13 protein-coding genes and 3 pseudogenes are annotated in these 18,516 nt (G+C 54.8%); 14 read left to right on the top strand and 2 right to left on the bottom strand.

Features of this window, described 5'->3' with window-relative positions; all coding sequences use genetic code 11:
- Positions 1-210: 210 nt before the first annotated feature.
- The 14 genes and pseudogenes from ACOOHD_RS13785 to ACOOHD_RS13720 form a co-directional block, all read left to right on the top strand.
- Complete coding sequence (locus ACOOHD_RS13785; protein WP_420458462.1) at positions 211-2,751, top strand: T9SS type A sorting domain-containing protein; 2,541 nt, start codon at positions 211-213, stop codon at positions 2,749-2,751.
- Positions 2,752-2,819: 68 nt separating this feature from the next.
- Positions 2,820-4,204, top strand: a pseudogene (locus ACOOHD_RS13780) (type I restriction-modification system subunit M).
- A gap of 485 nt (positions 4,205-4,689) precedes the next feature.
- A complete protein-coding gene (locus tag ACOOHD_RS13775; RefSeq protein WP_420458461.1) occupies positions 4,690-5,382 on the top strand; it encodes a restriction endonuclease subunit S in 693 nt (230 codons plus the stop codon).
- Positions 5,383-5,457: 75 nt separating this feature from the next.
- Positions 5,458-6,636, top strand: a complete 1,179-nt coding sequence (locus tag ACOOHD_RS13770; RefSeq protein ID WP_420458460.1) for a transposase — start codon at positions 5,458-5,460, stop codon at positions 6,634-6,636.
- Positions 6,629-6,856, top strand: coding sequence for a restriction endonuclease subunit S (locus ACOOHD_RS13765; protein ID WP_420458459.1), 228 nt, complete (start codon positions 6,629-6,631; stop codon positions 6,854-6,856). The genes ACOOHD_RS13770 and ACOOHD_RS13765 overlap by 8 nt, the downstream gene beginning before the upstream one ends.
- A gap of 37 nt (positions 6,857-6,893) precedes the next feature.
- A complete protein-coding gene (locus ACOOHD_RS13760; RefSeq protein ID WP_420458458.1) occupies positions 6,894-7,949 on the top strand; it encodes an AAA family ATPase in 1,056 nt (351 codons plus the stop codon).
- Positions 7,946-8,611 (top strand): DUF4276 family protein, encoded by a 666-nt coding sequence (locus tag ACOOHD_RS13755; RefSeq protein ID WP_420458457.1) that lies wholly within the window; start codon positions 7,946-7,948, stop codon positions 8,609-8,611. The genes ACOOHD_RS13760 and ACOOHD_RS13755 overlap by 4 nt, the downstream gene beginning before the upstream one ends.
- Positions 8,612-8,778: 167 nt before the next feature.
- Positions 8,779-9,615, top strand: a complete 837-nt coding sequence (locus tag ACOOHD_RS13750; RefSeq protein WP_420458456.1) for a HipA family kinase — start codon at positions 8,779-8,781, stop codon at positions 9,613-9,615.
- Positions 9,612-10,463, top strand: coding sequence for a hypothetical protein (locus ACOOHD_RS13745; protein ID WP_420458455.1), 852 nt, complete (start codon positions 9,612-9,614; stop codon positions 10,461-10,463). Before ACOOHD_RS13750 ends, ACOOHD_RS13745 begins: the two co-directional genes overlap by 4 nt.
- Before the next feature lie 252 nt (positions 10,464-10,715).
- On the top strand, positions 10,716-12,065 hold the full coding sequence (locus ACOOHD_RS13740) for an AAA family ATPase (protein WP_420458454.1): 1,350 nt from the start codon (positions 10,716-10,718) through the stop codon (positions 12,063-12,065).
- The gene (locus tag ACOOHD_RS13735; protein WP_420458453.1) at positions 12,058-12,699 is read left to right on the top strand and encodes a DUF4276 family protein; all 642 of its coding nucleotides are present in this window, start codon (positions 12,058-12,060) and stop codon (positions 12,697-12,699) included. The genes ACOOHD_RS13740 and ACOOHD_RS13735 overlap by 8 nt, the downstream gene beginning before the upstream one ends.
- Positions 12,700-12,814: 115 nt before the next feature.
- Positions 12,815-13,183 (top strand): annotated as a pseudogene (locus ACOOHD_RS13730) (helix-turn-helix domain-containing protein); the annotation flags it as partial.
- A 227-nt stretch (positions 13,184-13,410) separates the two neighbouring features.
- Positions 13,411-14,376: an ATP-binding protein gene (locus ACOOHD_RS13725; protein WP_420458452.1), complete on the top strand. Its 966-nt coding sequence runs from the start codon at positions 13,411-13,413 to the stop codon at positions 14,374-14,376.
- 262 nt (positions 14,377-14,638) lie between these two features.
- Positions 14,639-16,120, top strand: a pseudogene (locus ACOOHD_RS13720) (type I restriction endonuclease subunit R); the annotation flags it as partial.
- A gap of 165 nt (positions 16,121-16,285) precedes the next feature.
- Here ACOOHD_RS13720 and ACOOHD_RS13715 read toward each other — a convergent pair.
- Both ACOOHD_RS13715 and ACOOHD_RS13710 read right to left on the bottom strand, forming a co-directional pair.
- Complete coding sequence (locus ACOOHD_RS13715; protein ID WP_420458451.1) at positions 16,286-17,449, bottom strand: ATP-binding protein; 1,164 nt, start codon at positions 17,447-17,449, stop codon at positions 16,286-16,288.
- A 72-nt stretch (positions 17,450-17,521) separates the two neighbouring features.
- Complete coding sequence (locus ACOOHD_RS13710; RefSeq protein WP_420461431.1) at positions 17,522-18,388, bottom strand: DUF58 domain-containing protein; 867 nt, start codon at positions 18,386-18,388, stop codon at positions 17,522-17,524.
- Positions 18,389-18,516 lie beyond the last annotated feature (128 nt).

Below are 18,516 nucleotides of genomic sequence, written 5' to 3'. Positions count from 1 at the left end.
GAATTGCTCCGAATTTGTGCTGGTTTAGGCAGCGCAGGTCTTATCCCCCCCCTTTTAGCTGCGGGCTTGGCCATGATTTCGCGGTCCTTATGAGCTGGTACGAGCAGAGGCCTGTTGGCCCGCAAACGACAGGATGGCACAAGTAATTTAGGATGCACGCGTTGCTTCCAATACTCAGCCTTCCCAGCCAGCCCTTACCAACTGACCCCAATGTATCTCCGCCTCCTACTCACCCTCCTCGCCATTCTCCCCACCTTACTCTCAGCCACCCACAACCGCGGTGGGGAAATCATCGTCCGCACCGCCGGCTGCGAAAGCCCTTCCGATCAGCTTACGGCCTGCGCCACCATCATTACCTACACCGAGACCGCGCAGACGGAGGTAGACCGCGACAGCCTGCTGCTCCACTGGGGCGACGGCACCAGCGAGATGATCGGACGAACCCGTATCACCCCAGTAACGCCCGGAGTCCAGCGTAACGAGTATGCCCTCTGCCACCGGTACGCAGACTTTGGACGCTACGTACTACACTTTCAGGATTTCAACCGGCAGCGTGGCGTGCGTAACATGCCTTTCTCGGTGAACATCCCCTTTAGCGTCTTTACCTCCTTTGCCCTGCTCGACCCGAGCGTAAACGGTTGTAACAGTTCTCCCGAGCTGACGCAGCATCCGGTCGACAATGCCTGCATCAATTCAGTGTGGACCCATAACCCCGGTGCCTTTGACCGGGACGGTGATAGTTTGGCCTTTGCATTTACTACTCCCACCTATGACGGCCGCACCGAGATTCCCAACTACGTGTTACCTAACCTGGTAGCCGGTGTTGGTGGCAGCCTGTCCATCGACCCCCGTACCGGACAGATCACCTGGGACAGCCCCCAACTACCGGGCGAGTATAACCTGACCTACATGGTCAAATCGTTCCGCAACGGTATGCCGCTGGATACCGTCGTGCGGGACCTCCAACTATTCATCGACAACTGCGCGAACGAGCCTCCGGTCGTCGAACTGGCCCAGGAAGAACTCTCGGTGGTCGCCGGTGAGGTAGTAGAATTTGACGTCGTCGCCACGGGCTCCCCGTCCGAGGATCAGCAGGTAAAGCTAACGGCCGGCGGCCGCCCCTTCGATCTAGCCGACAACCCCGCTACTTTCCTGCCTACGGAGGGTAATATACAGTCCGATCCCCTGCGGAAAACCTTCCGTTGGACCCCCACCTCTGACGACATCAGTAAGCAGACATACTTTGTCGTGCTTCGCGCGGAAGATGACGGCCCCCCGGCCCCTACGGGACTAGCCACCGTGCGTACCATATCCATCAGGGTCGTTGCACCGCCGCCGCCCACAATACCGGCTGCTTACCAGCTCTTCCGCCCCAGCGTACAGTATCTATACGAAAACCCAAACTTCAGTTCGCGTACGTTTGGATTTGACACCGAGTTTTACGGCGTACGGCTGGATAGTCTCGGGTGTGGTGACCTTTACGGCTCCCTCGAAGAAGTTTACCACGATGATGGAAGCTGTGTAATCAAGGTGCCCTCGCCCTTCGGCTACCGCATCTGCCAGACAGCGGACAGCACGGTCATGCACTTTGGTGCGGATCAACAACTCGTACTCTACCAATCTGCCGCGATAGGCACGCGCTGGGTGGCCCGTGACAGCTCTGGGGTCAGGCTCTACGCGGAAGTACTATCAATAACGCCCGCTACGGTACTAGGCATGCCCGACACCCTGAAAGCTATCGGCTTCTTTACGGAGGGAGGGGAGGTAGCCGGCCCTACAGTGACCGTCGCCAAATACGCCGGGCTAGTGGATGGTAGCCGCTTCTACCGGATCGGACAGGAAGAGTTGCCCCTTACCCTGGCGGGTCTGAGCGAGCCGGCGCGGGGTGTACAACTCCCGGCGGCAGCCAGCTACGGACTGGCGCAGGTCGGGGACACCTTTCAGATCGAGGCCTCTAATCCTGACTACTTAGGCGAGCCCTTCGTCGGCCGGGAAGGATTTGCCGGAAGTTTTTTTACGGTGGTGGTGCTAGCAGTGGATTCGTCCCAAGAAGGAGTGTATACCTACGACGTGGTCGCCGATCTCTACCGGCCCGAGCGGGGCGTAATGGTCCCATTCGCGCTGGATACGGTCTTCACCTTCTCTCAGCCACGGCTACCCGCGGAAATGGTCCGCCAACCGGGTGCTCGCCAGGACAGTACGCGCTCCGGAGCGGAGTACTCGAATGTACTGAAGGTTTTCCGCGACAGTTGTGGGCTGTTTCATCAGCGGCTATCTACCCCCGCAAACTTCGCGGACAGTGACAGCTGTGGCTTCGACCAGGCCGGGTTGGATGCGAATCCGGGACCTGTTTATGTGGAGGGCGTACCGTTCGACCTCGATGCTATCAGCACCATGGGTGGGCCCCGGTCGGTGAGATTGCAGTACTTGGGCACTGACACGCGTCGGTGTGGCACCTATTTGGAGCAGGACGATATTCTGCTATCAGATGAGACCTTACCGGTTTCTGACGGGCTACCTATCGAAGTGTATCCCAATCCGACCAACGATCAACTGATCGTGGAAGTACCGGCAGAGACTGGCCCTTGTGATCTGGCCGTTTATAGCCTTTCCGGTCGACGGTTGCGGGCGGTCAGGGATGTACGTAACCAGCATATCCTCTCGCTGGGTGAGCTACCCGCCGGTGCCTATCTTCTCGTCGTCAGTGGTGAGGGCCGCTCCTTGGTCCGCCAGCGGGTGATTGTGCGTTGAGTCGCAATGTAGGCCTGTCCACAACGCCTTACCTTGTGCCCTTCTCTACCGCAACCCACCCACCCCCAGTGTCCCAAAACCACAAAGCCCAGCTAGAAACCCAGCTCTGGAATATCGCCAACACCCTGCGCGGCAAGATGAACGCTGTTTGTTGTATGAGCAGCTGGAGAACTACGTGAACGATAAGCTGCTGCAGGAGACGGACGGGTTTTTGTACGATCAGCTTGCACCCGCGACCCCGCAATATGATGACTACCTGATGGCTATCCGCATGGCGTGCCTGGATGAACTGGGGTACTTCCTGCGGCCCGACGAGCTGTTTTACCATATTGCGCGGCGGGAGGACTTTATCCTGGAGGACCTGACGGCCATCCTGCGCAATATCGAGGCCTCGACCATGGGCACGGCCAGCGAGGACGACTTCGATAAGCTCTTCGAGGACCTGGACCTGACGAGCTCCAAACTGGGCCGCTCGGAGTAGGACAAGAAGGCCGGCGAGTTCTATACGCCCCAGGAGGTGAGTACCGTGCTGGCCCGCCTGGTCACGACCGGCAAGCAGCGGCTGCGGAGTGTGTACGACCCCACCTGCGGCTCCGGCTCCCTGTTGCTACGGGTGCGGCGGGAGGTGGACGACGTGGCCTACTTCTACGGCCAGGAGCTCAACCGCACCACCTACAACCTGGCGCGCATGAACATGATCATGCACGGGGTGAAGTATGACCGCTTCGACATCCGCCACGAGGATACCCTGGAGCGGCCGCAGCACCCCGAGGAGCGCTTCGAGGCCATCGTCGCCAACCCGCCCTTCTCGGCCAAGTGGAGCGCCAGCGACCTATTTAACGGCGACGATCGCTTCAGTCCGTACGGCAGACTCGCGCCCCGGAGCAAAGCCGACTTCGCCTTCGTGCAGCACATGGTGCACCAACTGGCCGAGAACGGGCAAATGGCCGTCGTACTCCCCCACGGCGCGCTCTTCCGGGGCGGGGCCGAGGCCCACATCCGCAAGTTCCTGATCGCCGAGCGCAACTACCTCGACGCGGTGATCGGTCTGCCCGCCAACATCTTCTACGGCACCAGCATCCCCACCTGCATCCTGGTGTTCAAGAAGTGCCGCGAGCAGCCCGACGACCTGCTGTTCATCGACGCCAGCGCCCACTTCGAGAAGGCTAAGAACCAGAACGTGCTGCTACCGGCGCACATCGACAAGATCGTCACCACCTACCGCGACCGCGTCACCACCGAAAAGTATAGCTACGTAGCTCCCCTTGCCGAGGTCGCCGAAAACGACTACAACCTCAACATCCCCCGCTACGTCGACACCTTCGAGGAGGAGGAGCCGGTGGATCTGGCGGCGGTGAGCGCTGAGCTACGGGCCTTGGACCGGGAGTTGGCGGAGACCGAACGGGTGATCGCCGGGTTCTGTACGGAATTGGGCATCGAACCCCCGTTTTAGGAATAAGCGGTCATCGGATTCGGATGTGTCCCTTCAGGGCTCATCCGATGTCTCGCGTCAATAGCTATCGGGGGGGCAGGTGCAAAGTAAATCGAACGAGAAATGAAGAGCGAGTTGGTGCCTAGGATACGGTTTGGGGAGTTTGGGGAAACCTGGAAGCAGCGCACGTTAGGAGAGTACTTCGAGTTCAAGAACGGCATCAACGCTGACAAAGAGCAGTATGGGTCTGGTATCAAATTTATCAACGTATCAGATATTCTTAATAATAGTTACCTCACGCATGATGTGATTGAGGGATCAGTAGATGTTACTGAAGAACAGGTTGTCAAGTACGAAGTCAAGTACGGTGACATACTCTTTCAGCGTAGTTCCGAAACCAGGCTAGAAGTAGGATCTGCTAACGTATATCTTGACAAACTGAATCGCGCTGTCTTTGGGGGTTTGTAATTCGCGGTCAAGCCAAACAACCCTACGATCCAGAGTTCATGAACTACCTATTGAAGACATCTTCAGCTAGAAAGGATATTACTTCGAGAAGTGGGGGCAGCACCAGATACAATATAGGACAAGAAGGTATAGCTGCTTCCTCGGTCCATCTCCCCACCCTCCCCGAGCAACAAAAGATCGCCGCCTTTCTCACCGCGGTGGATGGCCGGCAGGCGGGGCTGCGGCGGCAGGTGGCGGCCCTGGAGCGGTATAAGCGGGGGGTGATGCAGGGGGTGTGCGGTGAGGGGGCAGATGGTCGGTGGGTAAAGGTGAAAGTGAGTGAAGTCTATAGCTTTTTCTCGACGAACTCTTTGTCCTGGGCTCAGCTAAACTATGATTCAGGAAAGTACAGGAACATTCACTACGGCGATATTCATACACAGTTTTCCCAGTATTTGGACGTGAGACATGCATCGGTGCCTTACATAAATATGGACGTGACAATGAAAGATGCTGCCTATAAGCATCCTGTCCAGGCGGGAGACATACTGCTTGCTGACGCTTCCGAAGACGTCAACGACATAGGAAAAGCGACGGAGGTCGTCGATGCTGGCAATATTCCCCTTTATGCGGGCCTTCACACAATTCACGCAAGACCCAAACAAGGGACTATTGCTCCTGAATTCGGGACCTTACTTTTCCAATCGCCGACGTTCAGAAGGCAGGTGTACACTGCTATACATGAGGGCTAGCTGAGCGGTCCGGCGGGAGTAGGAAAAGTGAGTGGATGTTGGTACCTTTTGGATTACCACATCTTGAAAGAACCAATGACTCATCCACTCTTGGACCAAGTTAAGGCAAGCTGCCCGGACTTACCCGATCACCTGCTCAACAACCTGTTCATCACCGCCCAGAGCATCTACCTAAGCCGTTCGTGCAACCTGGCCAGGGCCAAGGATTTCGTACCCCAGGTGATCGGTTCGGCGGCCGCGGCTAAGTCCCGTCCGCAGGCTAACTACACCCGCCTGATTCGCACGGTGAAAAGCGCGGTAAGTGAGGAGTTTTACGATCAGGTCCAGCGGGCCCTGCATCACTTCCGCCTGGCGATGATCAACTGTTTCTCCAAACGAGCGATTCGCCGGGCCAAACAACTGGTGCTGGACGGTACGTCCTGGGGTTGCCGTGATGGGCAGGTGCACCTGATGACCCTGGCCCTGGTCGTAGACGGGGTAGCCGTACCCATCGCCAGCATCGATCTGGCCAAGAAGGGTCACTCCTCTCAGCAAGAACGGGCCGCCTTACTGGCGCGAGCCGCCGAGCAGTATGATCTGGCGGGCATGACCTTACTGGCCGACCGGGAATACATTGGCCAGGAGTGGTTCGCTACCCTTGCCGAGTATGAAATCAACTTTGTCATCCGCCTTAAGGCCGGTATCTACCATCAGGCGATCAACGAAAGCCGGGGCAAGAACTGCCAAGGGATGTGCGCTAAACTGCGGCGGTGTAAGAAGAAGGCACGTATCAGTAAACCGATTCAGTTGGGCGGAAAATCCTTTTACTACGTCGTGGTACGTAACCCCAAGGCCGACCATCCCGACGAGGACGAGTTTGTCTTTTTGCTCACCAGTCTACGACGTGCTGACCAAGCGCATAAACAGTACAGTGTGCGCTGGAGTATCGAGGTCACCTTCGGTCACCTCAAGACCAACGGTTTTGATCTGGAGGCCATGCGCGTAGAAGGCACCGCCAAGCGGGAGCTACTGCTCCAACTGGTCAGCCTGGCCTATATCTGGATGTGTGCCCAGGGGCTGAAGTTTTATCGCAAGTATCCCACGAGCCGACAGACCAAGTGGGATGGCAAACGGCAAGTCAGGACGCTGGTCCACTCCATTTTCCGCCAAGGAATGAGTTGGGTGATCATCCAACTAGCCAAACCGGCGGCGCTATTGCGAAAGGTCGCTAACAAAATCGACCGGATTCATAATATCCCCTGGGCTCATGTATAGCAGTGTAAGGCAGGTGAGTAAGATCGCACAGGGGGCTAAAGTGTTGGGTATCTCTCCGACTTCCATCAAAGGAATCCAACTGCGTATTCCCCCCCTCCCCGAGCAACGCCGCATCGCCACCTTCCTGCGCGCCCTCGACGCCCGCATCGGGCTGGTGGAGCGGCAGCTGGCGGGGGCGGAGGCGTTTAAGCGGGGGTTGTTGCAGGGGATGTTTGTGTGAGGGGTGTACCTTAAGGGAGTGAAGAAAGGCATGTGCTATGGATGAGATTACGATCAGGGGGTATAAGTCGATCAGGGACCAAACGGTGGAGATTCGGCCGATCAATGTGTTGATTGGGGGGAATGGAGCTGGGAAGAGTAATTTTATCAGCTTTTTTGAGTTTTTGAGGGCACTCCACGCGGAGCGTCTGGAATCTTCGGTGAATCTAGCCGGTGGGACGCGAAGGCTGCTTTATCATGGCCCGGCGGCTACCTCCGAGCTTGGTGCTACGCTGCGTCTTGAAGGAGGCACTACCTATAGCTTCAAATTAACGGAACGAGACAGCGTGTTCCACTTTGAAGAAGAGGAATTTTGCTATAATGAAGAATGCCAGCACCTTGCTGCATTTGGGAAAGAATCAAGCTTACATCGTCTTGGATTGAGCGCTAAGACGCACTCACTCGTAGAATTTCTAAAGTACCTTAGAGTATACCATTTCGAGGATACGGGGAGCAACTCACCCTTTACGCAACTGAGTCATCAGGCTAACGATGCCTACTATCTGTACTTTGACGGAAGTAATCTCGCGGCGATACTGAATAGAATACGCGCCTTTGAAAACCTAGCCTACCGGCGTATCGTGAAAGTTATTCGATCCGTTGCGGATTATTTTGAAGACTTTTTCTTTCAGCCTAACGAGAAACACTTTCTTAGACTACAGTGGCGGGATCGGTATAGTGACTACGTTTACGGTCCGGAAGATCTATCGGACGGGACCCTTAGATACATCGCGCTAACTACCTTGTTTCTACAACCTGAATTGCCCAAGCTTATCATTATCGAAGAACCCGAGTTAGGCTTGCATCCACGCGCAATAGCGAAGTTGAGCGGAATGATTAAGCAGGCCAGCCGGCGGGGGAGCAAAGTGATCGTAGCTACGCAATCTACCGCCCTAATCAGCTACTTTGAGCCGGAGGACATTATCACCGTCGATAACGTGGATGGGGCCAGCCAATTTAATCGGCTACGAATGCAAGACCTGGAGCAGTGGCTAGAAGAGTATACTCTCGGTGATCTCTGGAGTAGGAACATTATCGTTGGGGGCCAGCCATGATTCAATTAATCGTTATCTGTGAGGGAGAGTCAGAGCGGGGATTCTGCCAGCTCGTACTAGCCCCCTATTTGCTTCCGCTTGGTATCTACCTACGACCTCCTCTGATCAAAAAGAGTGGAGGGGGTATGGTACACTGGCTTGTACTACAGCGGCAGCTGGAGATGCACCTGAAGCAAGAAAAGCAGGCTTACATCACCACCTTCATCGATCTCTATGGGATCAAAGCGAGACACAAGGTTCCGGGGTTTACTAAAATAGGGTCGACCAACTCACTTAACCGGGTACTTGCGATGGAGCGGGGGATGAAAGAAGCTATCCCTCAGGAGATGAGATACCGGTTTCTGCCGTACATTCAGCTACATGACTTTGAGGCGTTGCTTTTCAGTGACGTAACCGTGTTCCACGATACCTTTTCCGAGGCGGACTTCGCTGATGCTACCGAGCTGGATCGAATCGCCACCGCTTACCAAAATCCTGAGGACATTAATGACAGCAAAGTCACTGCCCCCTCGAAGCGGCTGGAGCGGATACTACCAGGCTACGATAAAGCTTTAGACGGGCCTATACTGGCACAGGAGATCGGAATGGAGCGGTTACTGGAGCGGTGTCCGCATTTTCGGGGATGGGTGGAGGGGCTTCGTAACATTCTAGAGGAGGAATAATCCCTATATAAGCCATTGCCGGCAGACGAGCCAAGCTGCGCAAACGAAAGCGGGGTAAGGGGCCCCGCTTGAAGTCGGTGGACGGCAGTAGAGTTGACCCTAAGAGTGTGCTTCAACGGGGGGTAGGGGCTATGGAGTGACGCGTCTTACCTTCGGACACGTTCGCTATGTTCATTGCCCCCCATCTACAGAGCCTCGAGGTGCTCCAACGCGATCGCGTCTTCGCCGGTACGCAGCGGCTACCGGTGCTGGTCAGGGCGGAAGATCGTAAGTACTACGTCACCAAAGTGCAACGCACGCCGCAGGACTATACCGTCGTCCGGGAATGGCTTGGCGCGCACCTGCTTAAAGTTTGGGGATTACCGGTCCCTGACTTCGCGGCCGTTCAGGTGCAGGCACATCACGTTCCTGTGGGGTTTCATCCCCGGCTGACTGCCTACGAATTTAGCCGACCGGCGTTCGGGAGTCTATACCTTACGGACGTAGATCATGTCAACGCGACGTTTTCCGGGGCCGGACCCTACCAGGTAGGTTTAGCTCATGCCGACGATGCCCTGATCCGGCTGTCACTTTTTGACCGGTGGTTAAGTAACGATGACCGAAATTTCAACAACTATAACTTATTGTACCGGGGTAATGGAACTCAGGCGGGCTTCATTCCGATCGATCATGAGGCGCTATTCGGACACGGAGTACCGGGCCAGCCACTCAGTCTACAGACCGCGAACGAAAACCTGTCACAAACCCCGCTTTTCGCCACCTTCGTCAAGCGTAAGCGAGTGAGAGCCTACGTAACCAATACTGCCGAGTTGAGATTGTTTCACGATCTAGTCGAGGCGTGCGAGTCAGCTTTACCTGGTGTGATAGAGCGTATGCCCCCAGCATGGAACGTACTTTGCAATGGTCTACTGGAAGGCTGTCGGCAAACTATCTTCGCACCATCCTGGTTAGATAAAGTTTGGAAGGACCACTTGGAGCAACTTTCCCTAAGCTGCAGATCATGACTACCTCGACCTACACCACGGTGTACTTACAGACGAACGCTGCCTCCCGCGAGCGGCTTGCCGTGGGTCTGCTTCTGGTGGAAGAAGGTGCGCAGCGCATCCGTTTTGCCTATTCCAGCAGAAAACTGGGGCTGGGGCGGGAGCTGATCGGGCGCGGCCAGTTACGGCAAGTTCGCTGGGCCCTAGACAACATTCACCAGAGGGTTGCTACCTGGAACGAGCCTACGGCCGCGGGACAACTTGCCTTTCCTGCAGCACTTGCGCAGGCCCCCTTTACCGATCGGTATCTGGACTACCTGCACCGCTATCAGCAGAACCTGCTTCAGTACGGAGCGCCGGTCGGGATCGATCTGCCCTGCACCGACGCTAACTTTGCGTTTCTGTACCAGGAGCAGGTAGACGATGCCCCCGAGCCCAGTAAGATCAGCGAAGAACGGCGGCGGTTGCTTAGTGTCCCGGAACGCGAAATTATCCGTACCCGGTTTAACCACAACGTACGCGTAGACCAGCACGTAGACGCACGGATCGACATACCTGTACGGGTAAGTTTACTCGGTAAAAATGGTGAAGATTATTACGGTAAGATTATTGATTCTTACCGACCCATTCAATTTATCGACAATGATACCAGCAGCTTTTATGCACTGACGGTGCAGACCCAGGGTAGCAAGCATTATGTCATTAGTCAGGAACCCGATAAGTTGCTGTACCCGAAGCAACACAGGGCCTGGGATACGCTACGCAGGGTAGATAAGTTTTCGTATCTAGATGTATCGGAAATAGATGTACTGGAGGAGGTGGCCGAAAGCAATGGCGTCCATAAGTTGTTTGCTGACGAAGAAGAGTAGATCGGGACAGCCGAGTCTAGTTTTTCAGAATCAAAACAAACCGTACCTTGACTTGCCATTGCGGCGCTGTTTTTCCTGACCAAACGTTTACACGAGCTTGTACCTAGCTACAGAAAGGTAGTCTACGGTGCGATACTCGCCGAGGAAAGTGAAATGGAGCGGCTGAGCGCGTTGGGTGAAGGAGAATAGAAGCGATCAGAACACCGGTAGGTCACTCAGTGCTTACCTTAGGTCTACCGAATTGCTCAACTTATGATCACACGCATCGAAATATCGGGCTTCAAGACCTTTACCGACTTTGCGGTGGACCTAGCGCCGTTTACGGTGATTGCGGGGGCGAATGCTTCGGGGAAGAGTAATTTGTTGGATGCGTTGCGATTTCTCAGAGAGCTGGCCACCAAAAATCATACTTCTTCCATCAAGGCGAGAGGAGGTATTTTACAGGCTTTCACTAAGTACGGTACCGACGTTACGAGCGACACTATTAAAATAAAAGCCGATTTACTGTCACCTCCAACCGTAAATGGTGTTGAATCTCTAAAGTATAACAGATTTAGTTATGAGGTAGCTCTTAAATTGTACGTTGGTCATGAGGATATTAATGCCTTTGAGATTATTAGCGAAAAGCTGTCTACAATACCTGCAAAAAGCGATAAGTGGTCCGATAAATACTTAACTCTTAACCAACGCCGTGAGTACCTGATACCCAACGATGGTGAGCCTGCCGTACTTATTCATAACTTCTCGACTAATAACATAAATGAGGATGGAACTTACCAGTTTGGTAACTTCTCGGGTAGTCTATATTGGACTGCGCTGAGTGAGACAACGCAAAGTGATGACAAACATTTACGGGCTACTTACGAGGCGATTAATTCTATCGATCTACTCAGCTTAAACGATTCCAGGCATTTTTCTAATTACTACAACGGAAGTAGAGAACCATTCAACGGTAGCCCAATACTCCGACAGATTCAACACATAAAACGCACTTCTGGAGAGATGCGCTACCTGTCTCATCGCGTTAGCCAAGTGATTAGAGATATATCAAGTGTGGACCTCTATACAGACGATTTTCAAAGATCCACCGTCACAGCCACTGACGTCCTTGGCGGAAGATATGTCGCTGACTTATTATCCGAGGGAACGTTGCGGGTAATTGCTCTTGCCGCTCTTGTAATGCAGACCAACAGTGGCCAATCTTTTCTAATCGAAGAACCAGAAAATGGAGTGGACCCGCGCGTTCTGAGTAAGTTACTCGAACTTTTGATAGAAATAACATCACGCACACCTAATTCTAAGCGCGGTGTTGATCAAGTTATCTGCACCACCCACTCTCCAACCCTCCTTCAGTCCGCACTAAACCAACAAAAAGACCGTATCGGAATTCTTGTATTACTTGCTACGAAGGTTACTTATCTAACGACCATCAACGGCCAGCGCAGAAAGCTACCCACCACCCGCATGAACGAAGTTGTTATTTCCGCCAGTGAAGACAACACAGCTGAGCCGCTCACACGCTACACGCTGCGCCAGGCGATGGATTACCTCAATCGGTTACAGTTACCCGATAGTTTGCTAAAGACTGCGCCGGATGCCTAATGTGCTACTTACAGGATTTACGGGAGAAGGGGATACGGACCGTAGATTTCTCCTCTCCATCATCCGACGCACTTTAGAAGAAATAGTTGTAGACAGCGTACAACAGATTGCGGTCTATGACCCTGAGTGGTTAGGTATAGGAAAAGGATTAACTATTGCTGACCGGGGCCAAGAGGCTAGTCTTTATGGGTCAATGCTCTTCATCGTCCACGCGGATGCTGATGCATCAGACCCCGGCCGCGCCCAGCGCGAACGGCTTGACCCTGCTATTGCTGCCATTCAAGCTACCGGTATTGTGGACCTACCGATCATCCCCCTCATCCCAGTGCAGGAAACGGAAGCCTGGCTACTGGCCGATCGAGACAGACTGAGAGAAGCACTAAACACGGAACTGACCAATCAGCAACTCGACTTGCACGGCGATCCGGAACGCTATGCCGACCCGAAAGCCAAACTTCAGGAGGTCGTTAGGAGAGCTAACGAAGGACGAGGCACGCATATGGAAATAGAGCTCAGCGCGCTGTACGACACCCTGGGGGAATCTTGCCGGTTTGATACACTAGGTCGACTACCTTCGTACCAAAGGTTTAGAGATTCGTTGGTAGGAGGACTACGGCGGATCGGCTATTTATAATCGCTGCGTATTTTTCGCTATTCCAGTTTTCTCCGCACCTGCGTCCCCGCCCCACGCGTACGTACAGGTGACGTTCCCCGGTACCGCCTCACCCGGCTTATCTATATTTGTCGACATGCAAGTGTCTACGCTCACTACCTCTACACTCCTAGAACGCCTGCTTTCCGCTCCATCAGAAAGCGAAGTATTAGAGTTCAAACATGCCCGTACCACTTACGACTTCGACAAGCTGGGACGCTACTTCAGTGCACTCAGCAACGAAGCCAATTTGTGTGGAATGGATCGGGCTTGGCTGGTCTTCGGTGTTCGCGACGCCGATCACGCGGTGCTGGGTAGCCAGTTTAGGATTGGCGGTGAAAGCCTACGGAAACTCAAGGATGAGGTAGGTAATCACCTTGCACCACGCATCACCTTCCGTGAGATCCACGAAGTAGACTTCGAGGGTAAGCGTGTCGTAATGTTCGAGATTCCCGCCGCGCCCCGGGGCATACCCATTGCGTGGAAAGGACATTACTACGGGCGCGATCACGAGGCGACCCACGCGCTAACCCTCGATAAGCTCGAGCGGATACGGGCCCAGGCCGGTATAGCCGACTGGAGCCGGGGAATATGTGAAGGAGCAAGCCTGAACGATCTCGACCCAACAGCACTTGCCCTCGCATGGCAGTCATACACCACCCACAATTCCCGCTTGGCCCGGGATGCGGAGTTGTGGGACGATGTAACAATAAGGCTAAGCTGTGTATCATTGGGAAGGTTACGCGTACCGCCATCCTATTACTTGGCAAACCGGAAGCGGACCACTATATCGCGCCCGGTCAGGCAACGATAACCTGGATACTTAAGGACCGGGATGGTAGAGAAAAAGACTACGCCCACTTCGGTACGCCCCTGCTGCTGGCGGTCGATGAGGTACTGAAGAAGATCCGCAACCTTAAGTTTCGTTACATCGTTCGGGAGACCCTCTTCCCGGAGGAAGTCGATCGCTACGATCCCTTCATCATCCGTGAGGCACTGCATAACTGTATCGCTCACCAGGACTATACGCTCGGGGGGAGAATTCACGTAGTGGAGTTCGAGGACGACCGGCTGATCTTTCAGAACGCTGGGTCCTTTATTCCAGAAAGTGTGGAAAACGTCGTACTCAAGAACGCCCCCGAAACGCGCTACCGCAACCCCTTCCTCTCTGCCGCCATGGTCAACCTTGACATGATCGATACCATAGGTAGCGGCATCCGCAGGATGTTTGAGATACAGAAGGAAAAATACTTCCCTCTACCGGATTACGATCTGGGCAGGCAGCGCGTACAGGTAACGGTAACCGGAAAAATTATGGACATCGACTACGCACGCAAGCTCGCGCGTATGGACGGGTTAGCTATGGAAGACATCATCATGTTGGATAAGCTTCAGAAAGGATACGAACTCTCACATGCAGAGGCGAAACAGTTGAAGCGAAAGCAACTCATTGAGGGGAGGCGGCCTAACTACTATATCTCATCCGGAGTGGCGGCACAAACAAAGCAAAAAGAAAGCTACATCCGAACGCGTACGATTGCGAGTGACCATTATAAGAAGCTTGTACTCGATCTACTTGACAAGTTTGGCTCGGCCTCACGTAAGGAGATAGAAAATTTGATCATTCCTATGCTGCCAGATATGTTGAGTATGAAGTAGAAGCAGGATAAAGTCAAGAACTTACTGCACGCTATGTCGAAGCGGGATAACACCATTGTCAGCAAGGGTAGATCTAGATCAGCTATGTGGGAGAAGTTAGACGCAAACTAGACCTAAGTTAGACACAAACTAATCGTAAAGCACTGACAATCAGTCATCTATTTACAAATGTTAAGGACTGTTAAGACTCCATGTTAGCCTACTTACTCCGCACCAACTCAGATCGGGGCCCCTCGACTCCCCGATGCTGAATACCCGCCCCATGCCCCCATCCAGCACCCACACCACCCAGTCCGAAGCCGTACTCGAAGAGCAACTGCTCCAACAACTTACTACCCTGGGCTATGAGCGCGTCACCCTGCCCGATGAAACCGCACTCTTCGCTAACCTGAAACAGCAACTCGAAAAACACAACGGTCTAAACCTCTCCGAGCGGGAGTTCCAACGAGTACTCAATCACCTCGATAAGGGCAACGTCTTCGACCGGGCCCGGACCCTACGCGACCGCATGCAGCTGACCCGTGACGACGGTACCTCCGCCTACGTCCAGTTCCTCAATACCCAGCACTGGTGCCGCAATGAATACCAGGTGACCAATCAGGTGACCTTGGAAGGCACATACACCAACCGCTACGACGTCACTCTACTAATCAATGGCCTGCCGCTGGTACAGATCGAGCTCAAGCGGCGCGGTATCGAGATGAAGGAGGCCTTCAATCAGATCAATCGCTACCACAAGTACAGTTTCCGGGCGGCGCGGGGGCTGTACCAGTACGTGCAGCTGTTCGTGATCAGTAATGGCGTCCATACCAAGTATTACGCCAACAACCGGCGGCAGGAGTACAAGCAGACCTTCTACTGGACGGACGCCGATAACCGGCTCATTACGCGGCTGGAAGACTTTGCCGAGGTCTTCCTGGAAAAGTGCCACGTGTCGAAGATGATCTGCAAATACATCGTGCAGCACCATACGCACCGGATCCTGATGGTGCTGCGGCCCTACCAGTACTACGCGGTGGAGGCGATCATCGACCGGGTGAAGAATAGCCGGAAGAACGGCTACATCTGGCATACGACCGGCTCGGGCAAGACACTGACCAGCTTCAAGGCGGCGCAGGTGCTCAAGGCCCTGCCGGAGGTGGATAAGGTGGTGTTCGTAGTGGACCGTAAGGACCTGGATTACCAGACCACCCGGGAGTTCAACGAGTTCAGCAAGGGAAGCGTGGACGGGACGGAGGATACGGGGACGCTGGTGCAACAACTCGGTGACGGTACCGATCTCATCGTCACGACCATCCAGAAGCTAAATACGGCCATCACCGGCACGCGCTACGAACGGCGCATGGCCCACCTACGAGATAAGCGGGTGGTGTTCATCTTCGACGAGTGCCACCGCAGTCAGTTTGGGGAAACCCACGGGCGGATCGTGGACTACTTTCGGAGCGCGCAGCTGTTCGGCTTCACCGGTACGCCGATCTTTGCGGAGAACGCTTATTCCGGTCCGGGCGGGAAGCAGACTACGGTGACGCTCTTCGAGCGCTGCCTGCATAAATACGTGATCACCAATGCGGTCAAGGACGAGAACGTCCTGAAGTTTAGCATCGAGTACGTGGGCCGCTACCGCAACCGGGAGGACGGCAACGACGTGAACCTGGACATCGACGTAGAGGCCATCGACACCCGCGAACTGCTCGACGATGTGGGGCGGAAGTGGGCCGTGGTGGCCTTAGCACAGGCAAAGCACCTGAGTGAGGCAGGCCTATAGCGGGTCATCAACCAACATTTGTATTCTGGCCGGGAGCCCTCGCAGGCGGAGTTGCAGGAAATTATAGTGGTGCAGTTGAGTGTTCTTCACTCTCTCGACGTGTCGCGCTGCACACTCGCCGCCGGGAAGAACGTGGAAAATAGGTCATCGACGCTCACCCCCAGAGCCGTACCAAGGCACCACCTCAGTCTCCCCCACCCGCATTTCCTCCTCCCCACCATAGACCACCCGGTAAGTCACCGGTACGTCGCTGAGTGCGCCGATCTTACGGATATTGGTGTCCCACTGACTGCTGTAGGTTTTACCGGATTTTATCTCCGTCAGGGAAAGGCGAGTGGCGCTGCCCTCCAGTAGATCGGCCTCTACCCCGTGCTGGTCGCGAAAGAAGTACAGTTGCGGTTTTTCGCCAGAGTGGTAGAGTGACTTCATCCGGTCGGCGAGGATAAGGTTTTCGAACGTTGCGCCATACTCCTTGCTCTGTTTGAGCTCGTCGACCGATCGAATACCCAAGAGGTGACAGAGCAGACCGGTATCGTAGAAATACAGTTTGGGTGCTTTGGTAAGTCGCTTTCCGAAATTTTTGAAGTAAGGTCCGACCCGAAAAACGATATAGCTCATTTCCAGGATCGACAGCCACGCATTCACGGTCTTGACACTTACACCGGTCATCGTCGCCATGAGGCTGAGATTGGTGAGCTGCCCCGCGTAATGGGCACAGACTCGTAAAAACTGCAGAAAAGTAGCCAGGTTGCTTGGGTTGATGAAGTCCGGCACGTCCCGTTCCAGATAGCTGGAAATGTAGTCGGGATAGAAGTAGCGGGGGGGCACACCGGTGGTACAAGAATTAGGATAGAACCCCTTTAGTATGGCCTCGCCCGGTGAAGTAGGTAGCAGGCCGGCATTCTTCAGCTCGCTGCAATCGAGTGGAAATAGACGCGCGATACCCACCCGGCCGGCCAGCGACTGCGTGATGCTTTTGTGGAGCAAAAAATTTTGTGAGCCCGACAAAATGAAGCGCCCCGGCTCGCGGTCGGCGTCAACTACCCCCTGCAGGTAATTAAACAGGACCGGAACCCGTTGTGCCTCGTCGAAAATGACACGCCGGTCGTACTTCTCTAAAAACGAGCGCGGGTCACGCAGCGCCTCCTCCCGAACATCCAGCTCCTCAAGGGATACATAGCGATAGCCAGGATAGAGCTCGCTGAGCAAGGTTGTCTTTCCTGCCTGTCGCGGCCCGGTGAGACTGATGACCGGATAGTACTTCCCCAGTTCCGCTAAATGAGTGGTGAGTAATCTTGGAATGATCATACACCAATGTACGAAACTCCCCTATTTACTCAGTTTAAACTTCCTGATCTACTCAACAAAAGGAAATTTCCCTCACCCACGCCCCTTAAAAAACCGCAACAACTCCCGCACATAATCCTCCGTAGTCTCCACACTCAGGGTATCCGCCCCACTCTGCCGAAAGGCACTGGCGAAGTACACCATATTCTCCTCGTACCAGCCCGCATACCGCTCCCGTACCCGCGCACTATCCGTATCGATCCACTGGGTTTTGCCGGTCTCGGCGTCCTTGGCGCGCAGTAGGCCCACGGCGGGCAGCTCGCGCTCGCGGGGGTCGTAGAGGTGCAGCCCCACCAGGTCGTGGCGGCGGGCGGCCAGGCGCAGGGGGCGCTCGTAGTCGGTGGCCAGGTAGTCGCTAAGGAGGAAGCAGATGCTGCGCTTTTTGACCATGTTGGTGAAGTAGGTCAGCGCCATGCCGATGTCGGTGCCGCTGCCCTCCGGACGGGTATCCAGCAGCTCGCGAATGATGCGCAGGATGTGCCCCCGCCCCTTCTTCGGCGGCAGGAACTTCTCCACCCGGTCGCTGAATAGCAATAGGCCCACCTTGTCGTTGTTTTGGGCGGCGGAGAAGGCCAGCACGGCGCAGATCTCGGTGATGAGCTCGTTCTTGGGTTGCTTTACGGTACCAAAAAAGCTTGACTTGGAGATGTCCACCAGCAGCATCACGGTCAGCTCGCGCTCCTCCTCGAAGACCTTCACGTAGGGCTCCCCCGAGCGGGCCGTCACGTTCCAGTCGATGTTGCGCACGTCGTCGCCGTACTGGTAGCCCCGTACTTCCGAGAACGACATGCCCCGCCCCTTAAAGGCCGAGTGGTACTCGCCGGAAAAGATCTGCCGGCTCAGGCCCTTGGTCTTGATCTCGATGCGGCGGACGCGTTTGAGGAGTTCGGTGGTTTCCAGGGGGAAGGGGTTAAGGAGTTAGGGAGGTAAGGGGTAAAGGTAGGGCGGGGAGGCGGGCGGGGCCGCAGGTGCAAGCTAAGGTCGAACCGGCCGACGATCATAAAAATTATTCTCTCCACCGTATTGTA

This window comes from Neolewinella sp., from assembly GCF_965214665.1.
In the GTDB taxonomy this organism is placed as follows: Bacteria; Bacteroidota; Bacteroidia; order Chitinophagales; family Saprospiraceae; genus Neolewinella.
The sequence above is the reverse complement of the archived record's forward strand: the minus strand, read 5'-3'. Positions and strand labels throughout refer to the sequence as shown.

What these genes read in the sequence shown, in the direction of transcription:
- ACOOHD_RS13785 (WP_420458462.1), top strand. Translation starts at nt 211, where the DNA reads ATGTATCTCCGCCTCCTACTCACCCTCCTCGCCATTCTCCCCACCTTA.
- ACOOHD_RS13775 (WP_420458461.1), top strand. Translation starts at nt 4,690, where the DNA reads ATGAACTACCTATTGAAGACATCTTCAGCTAGAAAGGATATTACTTCG.
- ACOOHD_RS13770 (WP_420458460.1), top strand. Translation starts at nt 5,458, where the DNA reads ATGACTCATCCACTCTTGGACCAAGTTAAGGCAAGCTGCCCGGACTTA.
- ACOOHD_RS13765 (WP_420458459.1), top strand. Translation starts at nt 6,629, where the DNA reads ATGTATAGCAGTGTAAGGCAGGTGAGTAAGATCGCACAGGGGGCTAAA.
- ACOOHD_RS13760 (WP_420458458.1), top strand. Translation starts at nt 6,894, where the DNA reads ATGGATGAGATTACGATCAGGGGGTATAAGTCGATCAGGGACCAAACG.
- ACOOHD_RS13755 (WP_420458457.1), top strand. Translation starts at nt 7,946, where the DNA reads ATGATTCAATTAATCGTTATCTGTGAGGGAGAGTCAGAGCGGGGATTC.
- ACOOHD_RS13750 (WP_420458456.1), top strand. Translation starts at nt 8,779, where the DNA reads ATGTTCATTGCCCCCCATCTACAGAGCCTCGAGGTGCTCCAACGCGAT.
- ACOOHD_RS13745 (WP_420458455.1), top strand. Translation starts at nt 9,612, where the DNA reads ATGACTACCTCGACCTACACCACGGTGTACTTACAGACGAACGCTGCC.
- ACOOHD_RS13740 (WP_420458454.1), top strand. Translation starts at nt 10,716, where the DNA reads ATGATCACACGCATCGAAATATCGGGCTTCAAGACCTTTACCGACTTT.
- ACOOHD_RS13735 (WP_420458453.1), top strand. Translation starts at nt 12,058, where the DNA reads ATGCCTAATGTGCTACTTACAGGATTTACGGGAGAAGGGGATACGGAC.
- ACOOHD_RS13715 (WP_420458451.1), bottom strand. Translation starts at nt 17,449, where the DNA reads ATGATCATTCCAAGATTACTCACCACTCATTTAGCGGAACTGGGGAAG.